The organism is Kaistella sp. SH40-3 (assembly GCF_030686865.1).
Taxonomy (GTDB): Bacteria; Bacteroidota; Bacteroidia; order Flavobacteriales; family Weeksellaceae; genus Kaistella.
The window spans coordinates 62,416-85,867 of record NZ_JAQYUS010000005.1 but is presented as its reverse complement, the minus strand read 5'-3'; the positions used below and the strand labels follow the sequence as shown (position 1 = coordinate 85,867).

The window sequence follows — 23,452 nt, the reverse complement described above, 5'->3', positions numbered from 1 at the left end:
CCATTTCAGATTTGAAATGGTTTTTTTTTAAAATATAAACTTGATTTTTTTATCACAAAGTCACAAAAGTCTTGTCACTTAAGTGCTCTTCAAAAATGCTAAAAAGGTAGCGTTTAACCTTGTAAAGGTTCAGAACCTTGACAAGGTTTTAGGAAAAATCTGAAGGTCTATTGAAACTTATTTTTCTGGCGGAAGATTAGATTTTTCTTCTTCACTTTTTAAATCTTCCAAACGTTTTTGAAGATTGGCAATTACTTCTCTCATTGCTTTGATATCGTTCTTGTTCGATGAAACATTGCTTTTTAACATTACGTTTTTTGCACGTTCATTGTGATCCTCGTCATCTTCTTCTTCGGCAATATCTTCGATGTCTTCCTGGATATCATCAATATCTTCACTAATCTCTTCAATATCTTCCTGGATATCTTCAATATCTTCCTGGATTTCGTTTACGTCGTCTTTCAAATCTTCGATATGTTCCTGACTTCTGTTTACTGACATCTGAATGAAAATGGCGAGATAAATTGCTTCTAAAGAAAGTACCGTTGTTAAGACCAAAAGCATTTTGTCAAATTCGACAAATCCGAAAATCGGTAGTAAAAAAGCAGTTATGAAAATAATTGAATGTACAATCAAAGACGGAATAGAACCAATCCACCACATTACGCCATCGGTTATACGAACCAGAAGTTCGATCTTTTCTTTGGTTTTTTCTTCTCTGTCTTTCATATTTTTTACGTCAAATTATTAAATAAGCACCTCACTTTTTAAACCACAAAAGTCACAAAAATTTATGGAGTGCAAATTACTTAAAATTAAAAGTTCACAAAATAGAAAATCTAGAGATTTTCAAAAACTTTGTTTTCTTTACTTACAAAAGCAATGACTTTAGTGAACTTTACTTCTGTTACTTTTTGGTTTTAAAGTCCTAAATCTCTTTAGCAATTCCTAAACCAAAAAGTGCAAAATCGTATTTCGCAGGATCTTGATCATCAAACTTTCTTAAAACCAGATCCATTTCTTCGACGGTTTTCCAGTCGTTTTGTTTTCTTTGGATGAGATTGAGTTTGCGGGAAATATTTCCCGTGTGAACATCCAAAGGAATTGATAAGTTTTTCTGATCGATATTTTTCCAAATTCCGAAATCTACTCCTTTTCGATCCTGGCGAACCATCCAGCGGAGAAACATGATTAAGCGTTTTGCAGAGGAGTTTTTATAAGTAGAACTTACGTGTTTTGTACTTCGGTGAATTTCGTTTTCTCTAAAGAATTCTGTTCTGAAGCGATGGAGACTGTGGTAAAAATTGGTTTCATCTTTTTTTACTAAAAAGAGATTTTCCAAAGAGTCATTTTCTTTGTAAAGTCGGTTTAAGTTTCGGACGAACTCATTTAAATCTTCTTTATTAAAAGTTCGGTGCACGGAATTGTGATTAAAGAAATCCATGTCGGTTTCTTTAAAATTTAAGACGAAATCATACGGTGAAATCCCCATCCAAGAAAGGATTTTCTCTGCATCACTGATGATTGATTTTCGGGTTCCCCAAGAAATTGTCGCGGTTAAAAATCCAGCGATCTCAATATCCTGTTTTAAAGAAAAACGGTGTGGGATCTGAATGGGATCATTTTCGATAAAGTCGATGTGATTGTATAGATCGGCTTTTTCGTCGAGGAAATCTTTTAGTTCTTGAAAGGTCATCGGTTGGATTGAGTGAATGGGCTTTTTAAATGATTCGAAAATAAAATCTTATCTAATCTTTAATGTTTTAGGATTTTTGCTACCGTTTCGAAATGTTAAAACGTACAATACGTCGTCGACAATTTCATAATAAAGTAAGTATTTGTGAACAACCTTCACATTAACATTTGGAATATCGGTTGCCCTCGCGATTTTGGGAAATTCAGTAATTAAACTCAATTGTTCTTCAACTAAATTGTTCAATCTTAAACTGAATGATTTTGATTTATTACGATTATTCCAATATTTAAGAATTTCAAATAATTCTTTCTTGGCTTTTTCAGTCCAAATTATTGTTCTAACCATTCCTTAATCTCTTTTTGCACCTCTTCGTTGGTGAAGACTTTTCCTTGAGCGATTTCTTTACGCGCTTCCGAAATTGCGTTTTTATCTTCTTCTGAGGTGATGTAAGTAGATTCTTCGGTTTGAAATTTAAGTAATTGCATCAATTCTTTAAGTTTAACTTTATCAGTTATACCCGCAATTTGACTAATTAAGTCTAATTTTAATTCTGCTGTACTCATAATTACAAATTTAATTAATTTGATTTAAATATAGTGTTTTCAATTTCTTCTTAGAATTCAACGCAAAAATCAAGAATTAAAAAAAACACTTTCTAAGTAAATTCCTTAATTAAAACTCTCAACCAATCTCAACTGGAACTAACGCTTTTGGTAAATCCGTATTTGGAAAAACCTGGCGAGCTTCATCCAGAAATACATTTAAATCATGGTAGCGGTTGGAGAAATGGCCGACAATCAATTTTCCGACGTTGGCTTTTCTCGCAATTCTGGCGGCTTCTAAAGCGGTGGTATGTCCAGTGTAATCTGCCATTTCTTTTAGATCGTGTAAGAAAGTGGCTTCGTGGTAAAGCAAATCTACTTCATTGATGATGGGTAAAATACTTTCTGAATAACGCGTGTCGCTGCAAAAAGCATAAGAAACTGACCGGTTAGGATCAGTTGTTAACACTTCATTTTTCAAAACGTAGCCATCACTTAAAACGAAATCTTTTCCGTTTTTTATATTTTGATAATCGCAGGTTTCTATTTCGGGATATTTCGAAACTTCCTGCATATTGAGATGTCTCTCTTTTGGTTTTTCTTTGAACAGGTAACCATTGCAGTAAATACGGTGATCCAAAGGAATCGTGAAAACTTCTAATTTGTGATCTTCGTAAATTTTTTCTGATTTCTTACTTTGCAGTTCATGGTAAATGACTTCGAAACCTTTGTGCGTTTCTGTCAGTTTGAAAATTGTTTCGAGTAATTCCTTGATTCCTTTCGGGCCGTAAACATGCAAAGGCGTGTCTCTTCCTAATAATCGGAAAGATGCGATTAATCCCGGTAATCCGAAACAGTGGTCGCCATGTAAATGCGAAATAAATATATGATTGATTTTGGAAAATCGTGCTTTTGCTTTTCTCAACTGCACTTGCGTTCCTTCACCACAATCAATGAGAAAACAACGCTCATCCATTTCCAGGAATTGTGCTGTGGGAGACGAATTCACGGTGGGAATTGCTGAGTTGAAGCCGAGAATAGTTAGGTGTGCGCTCAAAAGTTTAGAATGTTTGGTGTTTTTAAATTCAAACAAATTTACTGAATATTTAGAAGACTTATAAAAGAAAAAAACAATCTTGATTATAGCCCGGATGGAAACGGCATCCTTTTTATTTTTTTCGACAGAAAAAATTAAAAGATATAGTGGACAGCCGGACCGGTTTTCTAAGAAGCGAAAATCTACTTGCTCCTAAAAAATAAATCCCGAAAATTAATTTCGGGACTTACTATTTAATTTATTTCTTGTTAATCGCTTTGAATCTGAAATACGAAACGATGGCTAAGGTGAACATGAATGCAATACCGATGTACACCCAAATTGGGACAGGAACCGGATCTCCTGCGGCGTATGAATGCAATCCGCTTAAGTAATAATTTACTCCAAAATACGTCATCACAATTGTGCTGATGGAGAATAAAGAGGCTACGTGGAAGGCCCATCTTCCTCTTAAGCCCGGCACTAATCTCATGTGTAAAACGAAGGCGTAAACCATAACGGAAATGAAGGCCCAGGTTTCTTTTGGATCCCAACTCCAGTATCTTCCCCAAGATTCATTGGCCCAAATTCCACCAAGGAAGGTTCCGACAGTTAAGGCATATAATCCAATGGTTAAAGACATTTCTGAAACGATGGTTAATTCTTTAATCGTGGTATCATGGTGAACTTTATAGGTTTTTTTGTCGGAGAAAATATAGAAGAACAATGTGATAATTGCGATTACCATGGAAAGACCGAAGAAACCGTAACTCGAAACAATAATGGCAACGTGGATAATTAACCAATATGATTTCAGCACCGGAACCAGCGGTGTAATTTGCGGATCAAGCGCTGAACCACCGTGTGCAAAGCCCATCATGATTACTGCTACCATAAATCCGGCGGCAGGAATTAGTGCATTTGAATTTCGGTATAATAATAATCCGGCGGTAATCCCGACCCAGGAGATAAAGATAATTGCTTCGTAACCGTTGCTCCAAGGTGCGTGACCTGAAATGTACCATCTTCCTACCAATCCTAAGAATTGCGCGAAATATCCAATTAAGCCAACAAGAATTAATCCTTTGATTATTTTATTTAAAATCTTATTCGGTTTGAATAACTCGAAGAAACCTAAAAGCAAGATTAAACCACCTATTACAGAATAGAACATCAATAAGTAAAAGTTAATGTTCGCTTTGTTCATAAATACTTCAAGATTAACTTTCGTTTCATTCGGAACTACATTTTTCCCCCAAGTTTTTTGGTATTGTTCTAATTTCACCAACTCAGCATCTGCTTTGCTCCAGTCTCCTGATTTTTGTGCTGCTAAAACTTCTGAGAAATATGGTCCCATCACTTCTTGTGAAGCAGTATCCGGTTCGAAATTTTGATCTAACCACGAATGCCAAGTATTATTCGGATCGTTTTTCACGGGAACAATTCTCATGAACTGCCCACTGAAGAATTCATTGAAGGCCTGAACACGGTCGTTTACTGCAATAACTTCTTTATCATAATTGGTCTGATCTGCAGGTTTTTTTCGGAAGGCTTCCTGGTAGTCCTTTTCCAAAACGTAATGAAGAGCACCCGTATTATCAGCTGGGAAAAGACTCATTAGGGACGTATAATATTCATCACCTAAAGCCTTATGATCTTTATAAATAGCTTTGGTTTTTTTTCTTAACTCTTCTCCTCCTTTCGAACCCACTCTAATTATCGGAACCATGGTCCAACTTGCAGTATCCGTATTAATTGACAAAAACCATTGTTCAGCTGTCATTGATTTTCCGTCTGTTCCATTAAATTTATCGTGTTTATACAATTTTCTAAGAACGTCTAAAGCCTGAGTATTCATCGGAACAATACGACCTTCGTAATTTTGAACTAACAAATATCCGAACTTATCGGCGTGTTCTTTAGGAATTTTATTTCTTGCGATAATTTCATCAGCGGTAATTGGCTTCGGAGATCTTAACATTCCTACCTTCTGTTGCTTTTGAGGCGCTGCGTCTTCATTCAATAAATCTGCGGCACCGTGGTCATGTCCATCATCGGCAGAATGAACTGGCGCTCCGGAACCATCGGTATTCCCGTGGGTTTCGATATACTGCGCATTAAAATTGAGAGTCAGTAATATTAATAAAAGCGTTGCTGCTTTCTTTTTGCTTACGTTTTTCAACATTTGATTCAGTTTCCAAAAATGAGTTCCTTTCCAGAAGAAGATTACAAACATTCCACCAAACAGGAAGAAATATCCAATATACGTTAGCAATGTTCCCCAGAAATCGTGGTTCACAGAAAGTACAGTTCCTTTTCGATCCGGATCAAAACTTGACTGGAAGAATCGGTAACCTTCGTGATTCAATACGTGATTCATATAAATTTTATAAGGCGTTTGTTTTCCTTTTTCAATGATTTGTACGTGACTTTCGTAAGCACTTGGTGAAGAACTTCCTGGGTAAGTTTCCATCACAAATTTCTCTAATTTTAAAGAAAATGGTGTTTTATAAACTTTCGGTCCGAAACCAAGCATGATATTCATCCCATCAAGTGAAACTTGTTTGAAGGCATTTGGATTTCCTTTTTCAACTGGAAGATCAACAATCAGTTTTGATTTTGGTCCTTGAACTTCTACTTTTAAATTATCAGAAACATTAGCATCTTTCTTACGGTCACCTTCATAAGCAATCAAGTTTCCTTTCATCAAACCTTCAGGAACAACCAACTTCAAATCGTTGATGGTGTAAAGACTTCTTAAAACTAAAGGCTCATATTCATCTTTTTTCGTCATCCCTTTTGCTTGGGTCGCCATCGTCATATATTCAGATTCTACTGGAGTTTTGATTAACAAAGTTCCATTGGTATTATTGAATTCCACTGCTCCGTCAATCGCTCTGTTGAATGAAACTAACATTCCGTTTACCAATTTCGAATCGCCTGGTTTGATGTAGATATTTTCACGCCCAGATTGTCCTGTAGAAACCAAGTGAAGATACTCTGTACCAGAAGGATTAAGTACGATACTGTCTTTTTTACGTTGGATATAATCAAGCGCTTTTACAGAAATTTTATTATCGTGGAATTGATAAGTTGCCTTAAAGTTTTTGTGAAGAGGGGACATTAAATAAGGAATATCCTCATAATTAAGAACATCTCCTTTTTCTTCTATTTGAATTTTAAAGAAATTTTTGTCGGTGATGATTTCGTTAGAAGTCTCCCCTTCTCTGATGTGCATAACCCCTTCAAAACTTATGTAGCGAGTGACTGCACCACCAAGAAATATTAAAATAAATGAAAGGTGAAAAACCAAAACCGGCCATTTCTCCCGGCGCCAAAGTCGGTATCTTGAGATATTCCCGATAAAGTTAAAAATGAGTAAAAGCATTACCAATTCAAACCATTTGGCGTCGTAAATCAGTGCTTTTGCAGTGGGAGTTCCGTAATCGTTTTCCAGAAAAGTAGCATAACCCATTGAAGCAGCATAAACTAATAATAAAACCGCCATGGTTCTGGTCGAAATAAGAATACTTTGAATTTTTTTCATGAGAATCTAAAACTTTACTTTTAACTGAAAAAAAGTTTATTCTTGATTTCAGGTATTTTAATTTAGAATAAATTGAACGATGGCAAAAATACAATCTATAATCTGAATTAGCGAATTTGCAACTTCTTTTTTAAGTTAATTAACATTGATAGAATCGAAAGAAATCATAAATTTCTTCAATGCGTAAATATAAAAGAACAATTTAGTCTTTCTTAATATTGATGTTCGGATTAATATTCAGTAGTTTTTGAAGAAATTCTTGCTCATTTTGTGGAGTAATGTAAACATCGTTTTTGAATTGTGAAGAAATGATTAAACCTTTGGTAGCCGTGCCGTGTTTGTGAAAACCAAACCACATTGTCTTACCCATTTGTATGGTTGTAATTGTTCTAATGTCAACTTTATAGATTGGATAAAAAAGGTCAACGCATAAAAAGTCATCTTCAATCTTAATTTTCAATAGAAAAAAAGTAGATGACATAAAAATTAAAGCAACAGTACTGATTCCTGCCATAAAACTGAACATTGAAGAATCATTGGCTGAATAGTAAGTAACGATGCTCATCGATAAAATAATCAAAAATATCAGGAGATATAAAGCGACAAAACTTTTGCCGATTCTTGTTTTAAAAACGAGTATTTCTGTATTCATTTAATGATTGGTATTGTTCAACATCGGTACAAATTTATAGGCACCAAATTCTTCTCTTTCAAATTCACGTTCGGATCTTTTGGTGAATCGCATTAAGATTTGCTCGTCCGTTTTCCCTAAAGGAATCACCATTTTTCCGCCTACTTTTAACTGATGAAGTAATTCTGTGGGCAGAACTTCTGCCCCACACGTAACTAAAATTTTATCAAAAGGAGCAAAAGTTGGAAGTCCCAAAAAACCATCTCCAAAACTTTGAAATTTCGGACGAAGATGTAATTCTCTAAATTTTTTCTGAGAAAAATCGTGTAGGTCTTTTTGACGTTCAATGGTATAAACCCAAGCATCCATGGCAATTAAAACTGCAGTTTGATATCCGCTTCCAGTTCCTATTTCCAAAACTTTATCCTTCTCTTCTATTTCTAAAAGGGCGGTTTGTTCCGCAACAGTTGATGGGTGAGAAATAGTCTGTTTCGCTAAAATCGGAAAAGCCCGATCTTCATAAGCGAAATCCTCAAAAACACTTTCTAAAAAAAGATGACGTGGAACTTTGTTAATTGCCGCCAAAACGTTCTCATCAGATATTCCCATTTTATCACGGAGATAATCAATCAAAATTTTTCTTTTTCCTTTATGTACGTACGAATCCTGCATGTCACAAAAATAGGAAATAGACTCGAGATTCAAAGACATGATATTAGAGATTTTAAAATTTTCTATTTTCACATAATTATCTACGGTCTCTTAGTCTCGTGTCTCTTATTCTCATGTCTTTTCATCTATTTTCTTATCTTTACAAAAATTAATTTTCTATGCTTAAAGCAGGTTTAGTTGGCGCAGGTCATTTAGGAAAAATCCATTTAAAATTACTTCAACAATCAGAAAAGTACGACTTGGTCGGCTTTTATGATGCAGATAAAGAAAACGGTAAAAAACTGGAAAGCGAATTCGGATATAAATATTTTGAAAGTTTCGAGGATCTTTTAAATGAAATCGAAATGCTGGATATCGTAACACCGACTTTATATCATTACGATTACGCGATGAAAGCGATTGATAAAAGAATCCATTTCTTTATTGAAAAGCCAGTTACGCAAACCCTGAAACAGGCAGAAGAAATCCTCTACAAATGCCGTGAATTTGGAATTAAAGCACAAGTTGGTCACGTAGAAAGATATAATCCGGCCTTTATTGGTTCCAAAGATTTCATCAAAGATCCCATGTTTATTGAGATTCACCGTTTGGCAGAATTCAATCCGCGCGGAACTGATGTTTCTGTAGTTTTGGATTTAATGATTCACGATCTGGATATTTTACTTTCTTTGGTAAAATCAAAAGTGAAAGCGATTCATGCAAGTGGTGTTTCAGTGGTTTCGAAATCTCCGGATATTTGTAATGCCCGAATTGAATTTGAAAATGGCTGTGTTGCGAATTTAACAACCTCCAGAATTTCGATGAAAGCGATGCGTAAATCTCGTTTCTTCCAAAAAGACGCTTATATTTCTGTAGATTTCTTAGAGAAAAAAGCAGAAGTAATCCGCATGAAACCGGCTCCTGAAAACCCAAGTGATTTTGATATGATTATTGAAAATGCGGACGGTGAAAAAAATCAGATAATTTTTGAATATCCGAACATTCAACCAAACAATGCGATTTTAGATGAACTGGAAAGTTTCGCCGATGCGATTACTGAAAATAAAAGCGTGGAAGTTTCTTTGGAAGACGGAACGGAAGCGTTGAAGGTGGCTTTGGAAATTGTGAGGTTAATTTCTTAATTAGTAGAATATTTCGAATGAAAAAATCTTTAATTATAATTATTTTATTCTCGCTTTTAGGTTGTAAATCAAAAATAGCGATTGACCATTCGAATCATAAATATTTATTAGCTCTAGAAAAGTATACCGATTCATCTCGCAATCGACTAATTCCTGTTGCCATTTACGGACATTTAGATAAAAAATTAGTGAATAAAACTCCCATAATTTTCAGTCATGGTTATGGTGGAAATAAGGGAGATGAGTACATTGAAGATTACACTTATTTATTGGAAACACTTGCCAGCAAAGGTTATTTTGTAATCAGCATCCAACATGAATTAGATACGGATGAACTTCTTGCAATGGATGAACCTTTAAAAGTTACAAGAATGCCAAATTGGAAAAGAGGTTCAGAAAATATTGGTTTTGTTTTGAATAAAATGAAAGAAGAATATTCTTCAGTAAATTTTGATAAACTGGTTTTAATTGGTCATTCTAATGGTGGAGATATATCTGTTCTCTTTGCACATCAACATCCCGAATTGATTCATAAATTAATCGCAATGGATAACAGAAGAATGGATTTACCCAGAACGTCTAAACCAAAAGTTTATACTTTACGTTCAAGCGATTATCCTGCCGACGAAGGCGTTTTACCTTCTGGTGAAGAACAGAAAAAATTTGGAATTACCGTTCAGTTTACTGATATAAAACACAGCAGTATGGACAATGACGCTAATGAAGAAGAACGAAAATACTTGACTTCGAAAATATTAGCGTACCTGAATGAAAATTAAATGAAAAAGATATTATTAATACTATTTCTGTTTATTCAAACTTTCCTTTTCTCCCAAGAGAAATGGGATATTCAGTTTTACAATGAAGTTATTAACCGCGAGGTTTTTATTTTCGCAGATAATAAGGAAGAAATGCCGATGTCTGCGCAGTTTGATTTTAAACTGACGAATCTTTCCTGTACGCTTCCAAATGAGGTAATAGTAGTGATTCCAGCAAAAGCAAAAAAGTTTCTGATTGCAAAACTGGCTCCCATCAATCCAAATCAAGCGAACTCTTTTTCTTACACCAATACTTACAATTATGGAAATTCGCTGCAGGAAAACTTTGATGATGATTATATTTATTCATTGCCTTTCGAGGAAGGAAAAACGCAGACTATTTTCCAAGGTTACGATGGAAAATTTTCTCACCAGAATGAATTTTCATTAGATTTTGATTTAAAAATGGGCAGTAAAATTTTGGCTGCACGCGACGGAATTGTAGTTACCGTCATCAATAATAACAATAAGAATTGTCCCGATATTTCTTGTGCGAAATACAATAACAAAATCGTCATCATGGACAGCGACGGAACTTTTGCCGATTATTCCCATCTTACATTCCATGGCGCAGTCGTTAAAAAAGGGGATCACGTGAAAAAAGATCAACTCCTTGGCTATAGCGGAAGTACTGGTTTTGCAAGCGGACCACATTTGCATTTCGCAGTTTTCATTAATCGAATCGACGGAAAAAGAACATTTATAAAAACGAAATTTAGAACTTCTGAAAGAGAAGCAACGCTTTTAGAAGAAGGAAAAAGTTATACTAAAAATTATTAATGATGATAAAAATGACCAAGAAATTATTAACGCTATTAATTGTTGTATGTTCGGTTTTTTCCTTTGCCCAAAAATCAAGTTTAAAGAAAGACCTTAAAAACATTATTAAAGGGAAACAAGCAACTGTGGCGGTTTCTGTTCTTTCATTAGACGATAATTTCAGTTTAAACATCAACGGAAATAAAAAACTTCCGATGTTGAGTGTTTTCAAATTTCATATTGCATTGGCGGTTTTGAATCAAGTTGATGAAGGGAAACTGAGTTTAGATCAAAATATATTCATCAAGAAATCAGAACTTCTACCCGATACATGGAGTCCGATTCGGGAGAAATATCCCGACGGAAATATTGAAATGTCTTTAGGTAAAATGATTCAATATACGGTTGCACAAAGTGATAATAACGGTTGTGATATTTTACTAAGATTAATTGGAGGAACAGAAACCGTTCAAAAATTCATCGATCATCAAGGAATTAAAAAATTTCAGATAAAAGCCGACGAAGCGAAAATGCATCAAGGTTACGAGTTTATGTACTGGAACTGGACCACGACTAATGCTGCAAATTTATTATTGAAAAAGTTTTATGAAGGAAAAGTTTTATCTAAAAATTCCACTGATTTTTTAATGAAAACTTTAGTCGAAACCAATACCGGAGCTACAAAACTTGTAGCGCAGTTACCAAAAGGAACACCAGTTGCCCACAAAACCGGTTCTTCTGGAAAAAACAATCAAGGATTAACCATTGCAGAAAACGACATCGGAATTATCACTCTTCCAAATGGAAAGCATTATACAATCAGCGTTTTTGTTTCAGATTCTATGGAAAGTGAAGCGACGAATACTAAAATAGTTGCCGATATTTCTAAAATTGTTTTTGATTATTTTACTAAAAATTAATTTGAATGAGGAAGTTTCTAATTTTATTTCTTGCGGTAGTTTCTTGTATTTCTTTCGCGCAAGATTCTATACAGTTAAAAATATATCGAGAAAATGTCGGCAAAACTTTTGTACTCTATGCCGACAATGACGAGCACGCACCAGTTTCTGTAGAATATAGTTTCACCGCTGAAAACATGAGTTCTTCGGCGAAAGATAAAAGTGTTACGGTAATCCCAGCACTAGCGAAAAAATTTCTTTTGACTGAGTTACAAAGCATCGATCCCAAAAAAGGCACTCGTTTCAATTATACTGCTTACTACGTTTTAGGAGATGTGAACATCGATTTTAAAGAAAAAGATATTGCTTATACTTTACCTTTCGCAAAGCATAAAAAGCATTCAGTTTACCAGGGATACAACGGGAAATTTTCTCATCAGAATGCAAATTCGATTGATTTCAGTTTGCAAAATGGAGAACAGGTTTTTGCCGCAAGAGAAGGTACAATAGTTCAGGTTATCATTAATAATAATAAAAATTGTATTACAAAAGACTGTGCGAGATTCAACAATAAAATTACGATTTTACATAACGATGGGACTTTAGCAGAATATGTTCACCTGAAACAAAACGGTTCTACGGTGCAAATTGGCGAACAAGTTTCACAAGGACAATTAATAGGATATAGTGGAAATACGGGTTGGACTAAAGGCCCACATCTGCATTTTTCCGTTTTCGCTCCCAAAATTGATGGAGAAAGAAATTACATCAAAACTAAATTTATGGTAACCGGAAACGCAAACCCAATTTATGTTGAAGAAAAAAAACAGTACTCCAGAAGTTTATAAATAATTAAGATTTTAAAAATAAAAATATATGAAAAACATAGTAGTAATCGGCGCCGGAACCATGGGAAACGGTATTGCGCATACTTTTGCACAAACCGGATTCACCGTTAATTTAGTTGATGTTTCGCAATCTGCATTAGATAAAGGGATAGCCACGATTACCAAAAACCTGGATCGTATTATCTCAAAAGGAAATATGACTGAAGACCAAAAAGCAAATACTTTAGGCAATATTTCGACTTTTACCAACTTAGGAGATTGTGCTGCAAAGGCAGATTTAATCGTAGAAGCCGCTACCGAAAATTTAGATTTGAAGTTAAAAATCTTCAAACAAATGGATGAGTTGGCTCCAGAAAAGTGTATTCTGGCGACCAATACTTCTTCTATTTCTATTACCAAAATCGCGTCGGTTACCAACCGTCCGGAAAAAGTAATTGGAATGCATTTTATGAATCCAGTCCCGATTATGAAACTGGTAGAAATCATCAAAGGCTACTCTACTTCGAAAGAGACTTTTGACGAGATTTATGAAATGAGCAAAACCTTAGGAAAAGTTCCTGTTGAAGTGAATGACTATCCTGGATTTGTGGCGAACAGAATATTGATGCCGATGATTAATGAAGCCATCGAAACGTTATACAACGGCGTTGCTGGTGTTGAGGAAATTGACACGGTAATGAAATTGGGAATGGCACATCCGATGGGACCTTTGCAATTGGCTGACTTTATCGGATTAGATGTTTGTTTAGCAATTCTGAATGTGATGCACGACGGTTTTAAAAACCCAAAATACGCACCCAATCCATTGCTTGTAAATATGGTTACCGCTGGGAAAATGGGCGTGAAATCGGGAGAAGGTTTTTATGATTATTCCGAAAGTAGAAAAGCCGAGAAGGTTTCGAAAATGTTTGCGAAGTAATTTTAAATTTAATAAACCTTCAAGATGTTAAAAACCTTGAAGGTTTCTATTCTAATGAAAAAGAACCAGGAAAAATCAATTCAAATACTATTGGTCATTGCAACTTTTGTAATGATCATTCTTCGTTTTTTATGGAATGAAAAAGGTCGTGTAAATCCAGACTCAATTCGGTATATGCGAACGTCGAAAGTATTTCCCACAATTGATAATACAACTACTCCACTCGGTTATCCGCTGAGTTTAAAGTTTTTTACGCTCTTTGGTTTTGATGAATTTTGGGCAAGTAAAACGATTGGAGTTTTAGCATATTTATTCCTCGTATTTTTCGCCTGGAAAAAGAAATTCTTTTATAAAGAAATAATTTTAGTTGGCGGACTTTTTAGTTTCGTTTCTATCTTTTCTTATACGATGAGCGAAACGTTGATTTTACCTGTAATGTTCGTTTTTCTTTATTTGGCTCATCAAATTATTACAGAAAATATTAAAGGTATAAAAGCAGTTTTATATCTAAGTTTGGCTTTAATTGGATTATATAATATTCGCTATCCTGCTTTATTCATCATGTTTGCAACTGGAGTTTTTGGTATATTAAATTACAGAAAAACCTATGGAAAAACTTTTATTTATTCAGGAATTATTGGATTGATCTTCGTGATTTTGTACAAGTTTTTATTCATCGATTATTTTAATAATCAGTACGTTAATAAATTTCTAGAAATCGGTTTGCACCCAACTTCCAAATTACTAAAAGAACTGTTTCTGGGAATGGTCACGGTTTTTAATCCCTTCATTCATATCCTAAATCCGGCGGGTGGAATCGTTAATTACGGAATTATAGGAATTGGTTTATTAAATTTTGCTTTAATGATTTACCTTTTCATTAAAACAAAATTAAAAGAAACAGAGAAATTTTTTCTCACGATTGGCTTTCTCGGAATTGCCTGTTCTTTTTTCATTCAATATTTTTATTCCGTTAATGCTTTAGACTACCGATTACTAGCGCCATTTTCACTTCCAATATGGTTGGTTTATTTTAAAAAACTGTGGCAATTAATCGGAAAGTTCACTTATGGAATTACGGTTTTAAGTTTAATGACTGGCTTTGCATTCACTTGGTTAGCGCGTGGAAATTATTTAGAAAACCGAAAGGAAATCACACAATTTCTTCATGCTGAAAATTTAGAAAATGGACGCATTAATTTCTATATGGAAAATGAAGAACAACTGGATAAAATTAGAATCGCAGAATTAATCAGCACCGTAAACCCAAATGTTAAAGTAACCTTTAAACCAGATGATACGCTGAAAAATAACACTTTAACAAAATACAAAGTTTTACAAAAAATTAAAATTGACAAGAATCAATTTCAATAAATAATTATTATCTTTGACGCAGTTATAAACAATTAGAAAATGAAATTACCAAAGTTTTTATTAGCAGACAATTCAGATTTTCCTGAAGATTTATTCGTAGTTCACACCGAATACCCAAGATTTGTTTTGAATGTTGAGGAAGAGGAAGTAGAATGGTTCGACGATCTAGAAGGAGATGACGAAGAAACAGTAGCAGACGAAGCTACAAAAGTAGTCGAAGCAGCTTTCAAATGGTGCGACGAAGAACTCGCTAAATATGATGAAGAAGAAGACGAAGAATAGATAGCAAAAAAAATAAAAAAGGAACTCAAATTTGAGTTCCTTTTTTTATGTCAATTTTTATTGAATTAAAATTTATAACTTGTTAAATTTCAACAATAAAAGATTGTCTTTGTACAATTCTAAAGTAGTTCCGTTCACCACATATTTGGTTGCAGCACCGAGCATACTGAAATAATTAGATTCTTCGCTCATATTGTCGCACGCCATTTTTGTAGAACCAATATTTTTGGTTGAAAAATTTCCAACAGTACGGTCAATCATTAAATCGGCGAAGTAATTATTGCAGCCACCATTACCGGTAATTCTTGCAGACTCAATCATCAAAGTCGGCTTTTTACCTTTTACATTATCGGCTAAAGTCCATTGCGTATTTGCGATATTCGGTTGTGGTGTTCCAACTTTTGATTTGGAAGTTGCCATGGTTGAACAGGAAACAATCGTTGCAGCCGTAAAAATCGCTAAGGAAATATTTCTGAAAATATTCTTCTGTGGGAAGTGAATTGCTTTCATTTTTAAAATTTTAATACCGTAAATTTAAGTAAATATATTGATTTAATGACTTGCTGCAGGATTTAATCTCTTCCGTACAAACAGAAAAGCATCTCTTTTCAGAAATGCTTTTTAGGTTTTATTTAAATTTTAAAATTAAGATCGTAACTCCGCAGAAAATTCTTTCTGGAAGGTTTTAATCAAAGAATTCATCACTTCGGTAATGTCTTTATCTTCTAAAGTTTTTTCTTCGTTTAATAATTCAAAACTCATTGCATAAGACTTCTTGCCTTCCGGAAGGTTCTTGCCTTCATAAACATCAAATAAATTAATATTCTTTAAATATTTGGAAGGATTGCTTCTGGCTGCTTTATAAAGTTCAGCGTAAGTCACATTTTTATCGATCAATAAAGCCAAATCTTTTCTGGTTTTATTGAATTTCGGAATATCTTTAAATTTCAAATTCTCTTTTGTTCTGAAACTCTGAGCAACTTCCAATTCGATTTCGGCATAGAAACACTCCTGCTCGATATCCGCATCTTTCAATAATTCCGGAGCAACTTTTCCTAATCTCGCTACGGTTTTTCCATTTGCTGATAATTCAATTGCATCTGAAAAACGTGCATCTTCTAAAGATTTTTCTTCGATTGAAACCGGAAGTGCGTCTAAAAGAACTTTCACATAAGATTTTAATCTATAGAAATCAGTAGTAGATTTTGGCTGTAACCAGTTTTCTGCTTCATCTCTTCCTGTAACCAAAATCGCAAGTTGTTTTCTCTCTAAATAGGTTCCTTTTTTGTGGTAGATTTTACCTAATTCAAAGAACTTAATATTTTGATTTTTTCTTTTGATGTTATAATCTGCATTTTCCAGAAGTCCTTCTAATAAAGACTTTCTCATAAATGCCAAATCTCCACTTAATGGATTTAACAAACGAACCGCATCAGTTTCGTCTTTTACAGAAGTTAAAGAATTGTTCATCACTTCATTGAAACCATTGCTTTGTAAAGTTCTCGCCCAAGCATTTTCCAAAGCATCCTGATCATCAAAACTTAATTTCACCGGTGTAAAAGAAATTTTCTGCGGAGAATCGATTTTGTTGTACCCGTAGATTCTTAAAATCTCTTCGATAACATCGATTTCTCTCGTAACATCGGCTCTGTATGCAGGAACAGAAATTTCTAATCCATTTTGAATATCATTTAAAACGGTAATTTCTAAAGACTTCAGAATTTCTTTAATTTTCTCCTGATGAATTTTCGTTCCTAAAATTTGTTCAACTTTAGAAAAACGAAGAATAATATAATGGTCTTCTATTTTTGTAGGATAATGTTCTAGAAGTTCACCAACCATTTTTCCACCAGCAATTTCAGCAATCATTTTCACGGCATGAGTCAGCGTAGTTCTGGTCATGTTTGGATCAACTCCGCGTTCAAAACGGAAAGAAGCATCGGTATTTAAACTGTGAAATTTCGCGCCTTTTCTAATTCCAATCGGGTTGAAATAAGCGCTTTCTAAAAAGATGGTTTTCGTAGTTTCAGAAACTCCAGAAGTCTGTCCCCCGAAAACACCAGCAATACACATTGGGTTATTCTCGCCGTCTTTAATCATGATTTCGGTTCCGTTCAACGTTCTTTCAACACCATCTAAAGTGGTGAATTTTGTTCCTTTTTCACTCACTCCAACTTTTACTTTTTTGCCTGCAATTTTATCAGCATCAAAAGCATGAAGCGGCTGACCAAAACCGTGAAGAATATAATTCGTAATATCTACAATATTATTAATCGGACTTAATCCAATCGCTTTCAAACGGTTTTTTAACCAATCCGGAGACGGCTTTACTTCCACATTTTCGATCACTGCACCGATATATCTTGGACACAATTCAGAATCTTCAACCTCAATTTGAAAATCGGTAGTTCCTTCATTATTTAAAGGTTGAGAAACCATTTTTTCAAAGGTAGAAGCAAGTTGATGCGTACTTAAATAGGCGTTCAAATCCCTGGCAACACCGTAATGCGACATCGCATCAGTTCGGTTTGGCGTTAAACCGATTTCATAAACTTTATCGTTGGTAAGATCAAAATAATCTGCGAAGTTTTTACCTACTTCAAATTTCGTTTCATCTAAAATCATGATTCCGCCGTGATCATCGCTCAAGCCCAGTTCATCTTCTGCGCAAATCATTCCCTGAGAAACTTCACCACGAATTTTGGCTTCTTTAATTTCAAACGAACTTCCGTCTTTTCCGTAAATTTTCGTTCCAACGACTGCTACAGGAACAGTTTGTCCGGCTGCAACATTTGGCGCTCCACAAACGATATTTAAGATTTTTCCAGATCCAACATCAACTGTTGTTACTTTTAATTTATCAGCATTGGAATGTTGTTCGCAAGTTAAAACTTTCCCAACAACGATTCCTTCTAAACTTCCTTTTACCGATTCAAAAGGGTCGATTCCTTCTACTTCCAAACCAATATCGGTCAGGAATTCGCCAATCTTTTCAGATTTGATATCAGTGTCTATGTATTCTTTCAGCCAGTTGTTTGAGATTTTCATTTCTGTCGTAAATTTCAGATGTTATATTTTCGATTTCATTAATAAAGACCTTGAAACCGGAAAGGTGCAAATATCGTGATTTTGAAGGTTAAAAAAAAATTGAGATTCAAAAACTTTGAATCTCAATTAATATTTAGTGCAATTATTTAAAACTGTTTTTCTTACATTCCGATAACCGGCATTGAAAGCATCAGTAATTTTTCTTGATCTTCTAAACCATCAACTGGTTCGATAATTCCCGGTCTGTTTGGTTGAGACATTTTCATGGTAATATCATCAGCAGAAAGTACGGATAACATTTCCGTTAAAAACTTAGAACTAAAACCGATATTAATATCTTCTCCGTTGTAATCGCAAGGAATCTGCATATCTGCTTTGTTTGCAAACTCAGTATCTTCTGCATGCAAATGAAGAATATTTCCTGATAATTTGAAACGAACCTGGTTCGTAGATTTGTTCGACATAATCGAGGCTCTTCTAATGGAGTTCAATAAAAGAGTTCTATTAATCGTTAAAATATTTGGATTTTCTTTTGGAATAACCGCGGAATAATTTGGATATTTTCCATCAATTAAACGACAGATCCAGATATTATTTCCGAAAGTGAACTTCGCCATATTTTCATTAAACTCAATAGAAACTTCTTCGTTAGAAGATGCTAAGATGCTTTTGAAAATTGCCAAAGGTTTTTTCGGCATAATGAATTCTACTGGTTCAGCATTCATTAAGTCGGTTCTTTTATAAACCACTAAACGGTGCGAATCGGTAGAAACGAAATTGGTTTCATCTTCTTTGAATTGGAACAAAACTCCCGTCATTACTGGACGAAGAGAATCATTACTGGTTGCAAATAAAGTATTATTTAATGCTTCAGATAAGATACCTGCAGAAATCGTTACGCTTTGAGCCGCATCGAATTCAGGGATTTCCGGATAATCTTCTGCGTGATCTAGTGCCACTGCGAAGTTATCTTTCTCATCCAAAATTTCGAGCAACTTTCCGTTTCCATCTTCAGCATCTTTCACAGAAAGCGTTAAAGGTTGGTCACCGTAAGTTTTCACAAATTCTTGAAATATTTTTGCGGGAACTGCAATCTTACCTTCAACGTCAGACTTCACATCCAAGGAAGTAATTAAAGTCGTCTCACCATCCGAAGCGGTAATTTTCAGTATATCTTTTTCGATTTCAAACAAAAAGTTTTCCAAAATTGGACGGGACTGAGAATTGGAGATCACTCCGCTCACTGTCTGTAAGGCTTTCTGTAATTCACTACTTGAAACAATAAATTTCATAAAAATCAATTATTATTAATTTCACAAATATATAAATTAAACCCTAAAAAATGCAATATTTTGGGTGATAAAAACTGTTTCCGTGAAAAAGTTACCAACATTAATCCAGATCTGGCAAGTCTTTTTTCTGTGATTTTGTGCGATCGATATTTACAGATAAGCCGAGGTAGATAAAATGTAAGTTTTTATTGCCCGAATTAGCAAATTCTCTTTGCCAAAGATACCCAGAAGTAATCGCAAAGTTGTTATCAATTTGATAAGAAAATCCACCAAAAACCCGATTTCTTGCAAACAATGGATCATCAGTTACAACGAAGAATGTTTCATCATAAGCCATGGCTGAAAGCGTTCCAGGTGCAACTTTATCTGCATTTAAAGGCATTGAAATATTAAGTCGATAACGCAAACGAATCCGATCAGAATGTTCATCTTTCAAACTATTATAAAACCAACTTTTTTCGGCTCTAAAACGATTTTCGAATTTAAATTTGCCGACCTTAATATCGTAAATATCTTGCAACCAAACCCGAAATTCTTCTTTTTCTAAAGAATGGTTTTTGTAGTTTACATATCTTCCAATTCCGATTAAAGGCTTGTGATTTTCGGTCAAATTATAACCGACACCAACTTTAATTTCATAATAGTCCGGATAAGAATAATCTGAAATACCACGCAACTGACCTTCGGCATAAGCGAATATTTTCTTATTATGCTTATAGTTAACCGTAATCACATTATAACTGGAAATCGATTCTTTCTGTGCTGATAAATTCAGCATAAAAAGAGAAGTGGAAAGTAGAAGAATCCGTTTTGACATCTTGCAAAAATAAAAGAAAAAAAAGTGTAATCAAAAAAAATGCAACACCGAAGCGCTGCATTCCTTTTGAAGATTAAAGTTAAAACTTATCTTAATTTCATCAAATGTGTAATCAGATCATTCAAAATTTTTCTCATGATATTACTACATTTATTTGTTGAAACAAATATTGCAAAAAATATCCGGAACTCCAAATTATCTTCAGGAAATTTCTCTTAAAAATTCCGTAATTTTGTAGCCTTTAAATTTTATAATGACTACACCCACAGATATCGATATTAAGAAACAACTTTTTGTAAAAAATGCGCATCTTAATAATCTGAAACATATTGATGTTCTGATTCCTAAAAACAAACTCATCGTAATCACGGGAGTTTCGGGAAGTGGAAAATCGTCGCTCGCTTTCGATACCATTTACGCTGAAGGACAAAGGCGCTACGTGGAAAGTTTGAGTTCTTACGCAAGACAGTTTTTAGGTAAATTAGAAAAGCCAAAAGTTGATGATATTAAAGGTTTGGCTCCTTCAATTGCGATTCAGCAGAAAGTTATTTCTTCGAATCCACGTTCAACCGTTGGAACTTCTACGGAAGTTTATGATTATCTAAAACTGCTTTTCGCCAGAGTTGGACGAACATTTTCGCCAGTTTCGGGAAATGAAGTGAAGAAGGATTCGGTAACCGATGTTATTACTTTCATTGAAAAAAATGAAAACCAGACTTTTCTTTTAACGACTCCTCTACTATTTGATGTTGAAAAATTTACGGAGCAAGTCAATACTTTAAAACTATCCGGTTTTACGAGATTAGAAGTCAACGGAAATGTAGCAGGAATCGAGGATTTAGAAAGTTTCGGTTTTGTACCTGAAGCCGATATGGAAATTCAATTGGTGATCGACCGTTTCAGTTATGAAGAGGACGAAAGTTTCTTACAGAGATTGGCAGATTCTATTCAAATGGCTTTTTATGAAGGTCGCGGCTATTGCTCTTTAAAAAATATTGAGACCGGGAAAATTACAGAATTTTCCAACAAATTCGAATTGGATGGAATGGAATTCATGGAACCAAATGTTCATTTCTTCAGTTTTAATAATCCTTACGGTGCTTGTCCGGAATGTGAAGGTTACGGAAAAGTAATTGGCATCGATGAAGATCTGGTGATTCCCAATAAAAATTTATCCGTTTTTGAAGAAACCGTGGCGAGTTGGAAAGGCGACAGCATGAGCGAATGGAAAAGAAGTTTCATTAAAAAAGCCAAAGACTTCCCTATTCATAAGCCTTATCATCAGTTAACAAAGGAGCAGAAAAACTATTTATGGAAAGGAGATGGAACTTCTGATTTTCCTTCAATTAATAATTTCTTCAAAATGCTGGAGGAGAATTTGTATAAAATTCAATACCGCGTTATGCTTTCCAGATACCGTGGAAAAACGCTTTGTCCGACTTGTGAAGGTTTGCGTTTGCGCGAAGAAACAAAATGGGTAAAAATCGACGGACATAATATTCAGTCGGTGATTGAATTGCCTTTAGATGAATTTTTACCATTAATAAAATCATTAAAACTCAACAAACACGATGCTGAAATTGCAAAACGTTTGCTGTACGAAATTACGACGCGTTTAGAATTTTTGGATAAAGTTGGTTTGGGATATTTAACCATTAACAGAACCTCGAATACGCTTTCTGGTGGGGAAAGTCAGCGTATTAATTTAGCGACTTCACTCGGAAGTTCGTTGGTTGGATCGATCTATATTTTAGATGAACCTTCGATTGGTCTGCATTCCCGAGACACTGAAAATTTAATTGAAGTTTTAAAAAGTCTTCGTGATTTAGGAAACACCGTAATCGTTGTTGAACACGATGAAGACGTAATGAAAGCCGCAGATTACATCATCGACATTGGTCCGGAAGCCGGGTATCTTGGTGGCGAATTGGTGTTCGCTGGAAACTTTGATGAACTCGAAAATGCAGACACTTTAACTTCAAAATATCTGACTGGAAGATTAGAAATAAAAGTTCCGGAAAGCCGTCGTAAACCAAAAGAATGGATTCATATTAAAGGCGCTCGACAAAATAATTTGAAAAATATTGATGTTGATATTCCGCTGGAATGTCTGGTCGTAATTTCAGGAGTTTCAGGAAGTGGAAAATCTACTTTAATGAAAGAAATTTTGACCAATGACATTCAGATTCAACTGGGAATGGGCGGAAAAAAGGGCAATTACGATTCTGTAGATTTCCCGACGAAACTCATTAAAAATATTGAACTCATCGATCAGAATCCGATTGGTAAATCTTCGCGTTCAAATCCGGTGACTTACCTCAAAGCCTACGACGATATTCGTGATTTGTTCTCAAAACAGAAACTGGCAAAAATGCAGGGTTTAATGCCAAAACATTTTTCTTTTAATGTGGATGGCGGACGATGTGATGAGTGTAAAGGTGAAGGTGTAATTACCGTATCCATGCAGTTTATGGCTGATATTGAATTGGAATGTGAAACCTGTAAAGGACAAAGATTTAAAAACGAAATCCTCGAAATTAAATTCGACGAAAAGAACATTTCAGATATTCTTCATTTAACCGTTGACGAAGCGCTGGAGTTTTTTAAAGATAATGAGCAGCCGAAAATTGTTACCAAACTAAAACCTTTGCAGGACGTTGGTTTGGGCTATTTACAATTGGGCCAAAGTTCCTCTACCCTTTCCGGCGGTGAGGCACAAAGAGTAAAGTTAGCCTCGTTTTTAGTAAAAGGCGCAACGACCGATAAATCATTATTTATTTTTGATGAACCTTCAACAGGTTTGCATTTTCACGATATTAATAAATTATTAAAATCCCTTCAGGCCTTAATAGAACTTGGACATTCAGTAATCGTTATTGAACACCAACCCGATATTATCAAAACCGCAGATTACATTATCGACATCGGCCCGGAAGCCGGAAAATACGGTGGCGAAGTTGTTTTTGAAGGAACTCCCGAAGATTTGGTGAATAATAAAAAATCGCATACGGGGAAATATTTGAAACAGAAATTGTAGGAAGTCCGAAGTAATAAAAATTATAGACCCCTTGTATTAAATATCAAAGCCAACTTTTCGGAGGTGGCTTTTTTGGTCAGAAAAAAAAATTTTAGAAAGAATTTTTCCTAGATA

At 34.7% G+C, this 23,452-nt stretch carries 20 protein-coding genes and 1 pseudogene; 9 read left to right on the top strand and 12 right to left on the bottom strand.

Translation table 11 applies throughout. The features are described 5' to 3' along the window. Positions 1 to 177: 177 nt before the first annotated feature. From PUH65_RS09565 to PUH65_RS09530, 8 genes are all read right to left on the bottom strand, one after another. Positions 178 to 729 (bottom strand): DUF1003 domain-containing protein, encoded by a 552-nt coding sequence (locus PUH65_RS09565; protein ID WP_305519775.1) that lies wholly within the window; start codon positions 727 to 729, stop codon positions 178 to 180. A gap of 199 nt (positions 730 to 928) precedes the next feature. Further along, entirely contained in the window at positions 929 to 1,696 is a 768-nt protein-coding gene (locus PUH65_RS09560; protein ID WP_305519774.1) for a TIGR02757 family protein, read from the bottom strand. A 48-nt stretch (positions 1,697 to 1,744) separates the two neighbouring features. Next, complete coding sequence (locus PUH65_RS09555) at positions 1,745 to 2,041, bottom strand: type II toxin-antitoxin system RelE/ParE family toxin (protein WP_305519773.1); 297 nt, start codon at positions 2,039 to 2,041, stop codon at positions 1,745 to 1,747. After that, positions 2,026 to 2,259, bottom strand: coding sequence for a hypothetical protein (locus tag PUH65_RS09550; RefSeq protein WP_305519772.1), 234 nt, complete (start codon positions 2,257 to 2,259; stop codon positions 2,026 to 2,028). The genes PUH65_RS09555 and PUH65_RS09550 overlap by 16 nt, the downstream gene beginning before the upstream one ends. Positions 2,260 to 2,377: 118 nt before the next feature. Beyond that, positions 2,378 to 3,295: a ribonuclease Z gene (locus tag PUH65_RS09545; protein WP_305519771.1), complete on the bottom strand. Its 918-nt coding sequence runs from the start codon at positions 3,293 to 3,295 to the stop codon at positions 2,378 to 2,380. A gap of 238 nt (positions 3,296 to 3,533) precedes the next feature. Beyond that, a complete protein-coding gene (gene ccsA / locus PUH65_RS09540) occupies positions 3,534 to 6,821 on the bottom strand; it encodes a cytochrome c biogenesis protein CcsA (protein WP_305519770.1) in 3,288 nt (1,095 codons plus the stop codon). Positions 6,822 to 7,023: 202 nt separating this feature from the next. Beyond that, positions 7,024 to 7,473, bottom strand: coding sequence for a PH domain-containing protein (locus tag PUH65_RS09535; RefSeq protein ID WP_305519769.1), 450 nt, complete (start codon positions 7,471 to 7,473; stop codon positions 7,024 to 7,026). Further along, positions 7,474 to 8,124 (bottom strand): protein-L-isoaspartate(D-aspartate) O-methyltransferase, encoded by a 651-nt coding sequence (locus PUH65_RS09530; protein WP_305519954.1) that lies wholly within the window; start codon positions 8,122 to 8,124, stop codon positions 7,474 to 7,476. Between the two features lie 158 nt (positions 8,125 to 8,282). Between PUH65_RS09530 and PUH65_RS09525 the strand changes: the two genes are divergently transcribed. From PUH65_RS09525 to PUH65_RS09490, 8 genes and pseudogenes are all read left to right on the top strand, one after another. Further along, positions 8,283 to 9,245, top strand: a complete 963-nt coding sequence (locus tag PUH65_RS09525) for a Gfo/Idh/MocA family protein (RefSeq protein WP_305519768.1) — start codon at positions 8,283 to 8,285, stop codon at positions 9,243 to 9,245. A gap of 17 nt (positions 9,246 to 9,262) precedes the next feature. Further along, a complete protein-coding gene (locus tag PUH65_RS09520; RefSeq protein WP_305519767.1) occupies positions 9,263 to 10,024 on the top strand; it encodes an alpha/beta hydrolase in 762 nt (253 codons plus the stop codon). Beyond that, the gene (locus PUH65_RS09515) at positions 10,025 to 10,843 is read left to right on the top strand and encodes a M23 family metallopeptidase (protein WP_305519766.1); all 819 of its coding nucleotides are present in this window, start codon (positions 10,025 to 10,027) and stop codon (positions 10,841 to 10,843) included. Positions 10,844 to 10,854: 11 nt separating this feature from the next. After that, on the top strand, positions 10,855 to 11,742 hold the full coding sequence (gene bla / locus PUH65_RS09510) for a class A beta-lactamase, subclass A2 (protein WP_305519765.1): 888 nt from the start codon (positions 10,855 to 10,857) through the stop codon (positions 11,740 to 11,742). Positions 11,743 to 11,747: 5 nt separating this feature from the next. Further along, positions 11,748 to 12,446: pseudogene (locus tag PUH65_RS09505) on the top strand (M23 family metallopeptidase); the annotation flags it as partial. Between the two features lie 151 nt (positions 12,447 to 12,597). After that, positions 12,598 to 13,488 (top strand): 3-hydroxybutyryl-CoA dehydrogenase, encoded by an 891-nt coding sequence (locus PUH65_RS09500; RefSeq protein WP_305519763.1) that lies wholly within the window; start codon positions 12,598 to 12,600, stop codon positions 13,486 to 13,488. 54 nt (positions 13,489 to 13,542) lie between these two features. After that, the gene (locus PUH65_RS09495; RefSeq protein ID WP_305519762.1) at positions 13,543 to 14,862 is read left to right on the top strand and encodes a hypothetical protein; all 1,320 of its coding nucleotides are present in this window, start codon (positions 13,543 to 13,545) and stop codon (positions 14,860 to 14,862) included. Positions 14,863 to 14,901: 39 nt separating this feature from the next. After that, positions 14,902 to 15,144: a hypothetical protein gene (locus tag PUH65_RS09490; RefSeq protein ID WP_125022841.1), complete on the top strand. Its 243-nt coding sequence runs from the start codon at positions 14,902 to 14,904 to the stop codon at positions 15,142 to 15,144. Positions 15,145 to 15,216: 72 nt separating this feature from the next. On the opposite strand, the gene PUH65_RS09485 is transcribed toward PUH65_RS09490, so the two are convergent. The 4 genes from PUH65_RS09485 to PUH65_RS09470 form a co-directional block, all read right to left on the bottom strand. Further along, positions 15,217 to 15,654: an META domain-containing protein gene (locus PUH65_RS09485; protein ID WP_305519761.1), complete on the bottom strand. Its 438-nt coding sequence runs from the start codon at positions 15,652 to 15,654 to the stop codon at positions 15,217 to 15,219. A 135-nt stretch (positions 15,655 to 15,789) separates the two neighbouring features. Beyond that, on the bottom strand, positions 15,790 to 18,192 hold the full coding sequence (gene pheT, locus PUH65_RS09480; RefSeq protein WP_305519760.1) for a phenylalanine--tRNA ligase subunit beta: 2,403 nt from the start codon (positions 18,190 to 18,192) through the stop codon (positions 15,790 to 15,792). Between the two features lie 161 nt (positions 18,193 to 18,353). Beyond that, a complete protein-coding gene (gene dnaN / locus PUH65_RS09475; RefSeq protein WP_305519759.1) occupies positions 18,354 to 19,484 on the bottom strand; it encodes a DNA polymerase III subunit beta in 1,131 nt (376 codons plus the stop codon). Positions 19,485 to 19,584: 100 nt separating this feature from the next. Continuing rightward, positions 19,585 to 20,301, bottom strand: a complete 717-nt coding sequence (locus tag PUH65_RS09470; RefSeq protein WP_305519758.1) for a DUF2490 domain-containing protein — start codon at positions 20,299 to 20,301, stop codon at positions 19,585 to 19,587. A gap of 253 nt (positions 20,302 to 20,554) precedes the next feature. Between PUH65_RS09470 and uvrA the strand changes: the two genes are divergently transcribed. Next, a complete protein-coding gene (gene uvrA / locus PUH65_RS09465) occupies positions 20,555 to 23,338 on the top strand; it encodes an excinuclease ABC subunit UvrA (protein ID WP_305519757.1) in 2,784 nt (927 codons plus the stop codon). The last annotated feature ends 114 nt before the right edge of the window (positions 23,339 to 23,452 follow it).

Bases quoted from the DNA above. Each gene is read 5' to 3' on its own strand.
- bla (WP_305519765.1), top strand. From the start codon at position 10,855: ATGACCAAGAAATTATTAACGCTATTAATTGTTGTATGTTCGGTTTTT.
- pheT (WP_305519760.1), bottom strand. From the start codon at position 18,192: ATGAAAATCTCAAACAACTGGCTGAAAGAATACATAGACACTGATATC.
- PUH65_RS09560 (WP_305519774.1), bottom strand. From the start codon at position 1,696: ATGACCTTTCAAGAACTAAAAGATTTCCTCGACGAAAAAGCCGATCTA.
- PUH65_RS09500 (WP_305519763.1), top strand. From the start codon at position 12,598: ATGAAAAACATAGTAGTAATCGGCGCCGGAACCATGGGAAACGGTATT.
- ccsA (WP_305519770.1), bottom strand. From the start codon at position 6,821: ATGAAAAAAATTCAAAGTATTCTTATTTCGACCAGAACCATGGCGGTT.
- PUH65_RS09515 (WP_305519766.1), top strand. From the start codon at position 10,025: ATGAAAAAGATATTATTAATACTATTTCTGTTTATTCAAACTTTCCTT.
- PUH65_RS09520 (WP_305519767.1), top strand. From the start codon at position 9,263: ATGAAAAAATCTTTAATTATAATTATTTTATTCTCGCTTTTAGGTTGT.
- PUH65_RS09485 (WP_305519761.1), bottom strand. From the start codon at position 15,654: ATGAAAGCAATTCACTTCCCACAGAAGAATATTTTCAGAAATATTTCC.
- PUH65_RS09535 (WP_305519769.1), bottom strand. From the start codon at position 7,473: ATGAATACAGAAATACTCGTTTTTAAAACAAGAATCGGCAAAAGTTTT.
- PUH65_RS09530 (WP_305519954.1), bottom strand. From the start codon at position 8,124: ATGCAGGATTCGTACGTACATAAAGGAAAAAGAAAAATTTTGATTGAT.
- PUH65_RS09565 (WP_305519775.1), bottom strand. From the start codon at position 729: ATGAAAGACAGAGAAGAAAAAACCAAAGAAAAGATCGAACTTCTGGTT.
- PUH65_RS09555 (WP_305519773.1), bottom strand. From the start codon at position 2,041: ATGGTTAGAACAATAATTTGGACTGAAAAAGCCAAGAAAGAATTATTT.
- PUH65_RS09470 (WP_305519758.1), bottom strand. From the start codon at position 20,301: ATGTCAAAACGGATTCTTCTACTTTCCACTTCTCTTTTTATGCTGAAT.
- PUH65_RS09525 (WP_305519768.1), top strand. From the start codon at position 8,283: ATGCTTAAAGCAGGTTTAGTTGGCGCAGGTCATTTAGGAAAAATCCAT.
- dnaN (WP_305519759.1), bottom strand. From the start codon at position 19,484: ATGAAATTTATTGTTTCAAGTAGTGAATTACAGAAAGCCTTACAGACA.
- uvrA (WP_305519757.1), top strand. From the start codon at position 20,555: ATGACTACACCCACAGATATCGATATTAAGAAACAACTTTTTGTAAAA.
- PUH65_RS09495 (WP_305519762.1), top strand. From the start codon at position 13,543: ATGAAAAAGAACCAGGAAAAATCAATTCAAATACTATTGGTCATTGCA.
- PUH65_RS09550 (WP_305519772.1), bottom strand. From the start codon at position 2,259: ATGAGTACAGCAGAATTAAAATTAGACTTAATTAGTCAAATTGCGGGT.
- PUH65_RS09490 (WP_125022841.1), top strand. From the start codon at position 14,902: ATGAAATTACCAAAGTTTTTATTAGCAGACAATTCAGATTTTCCTGAA.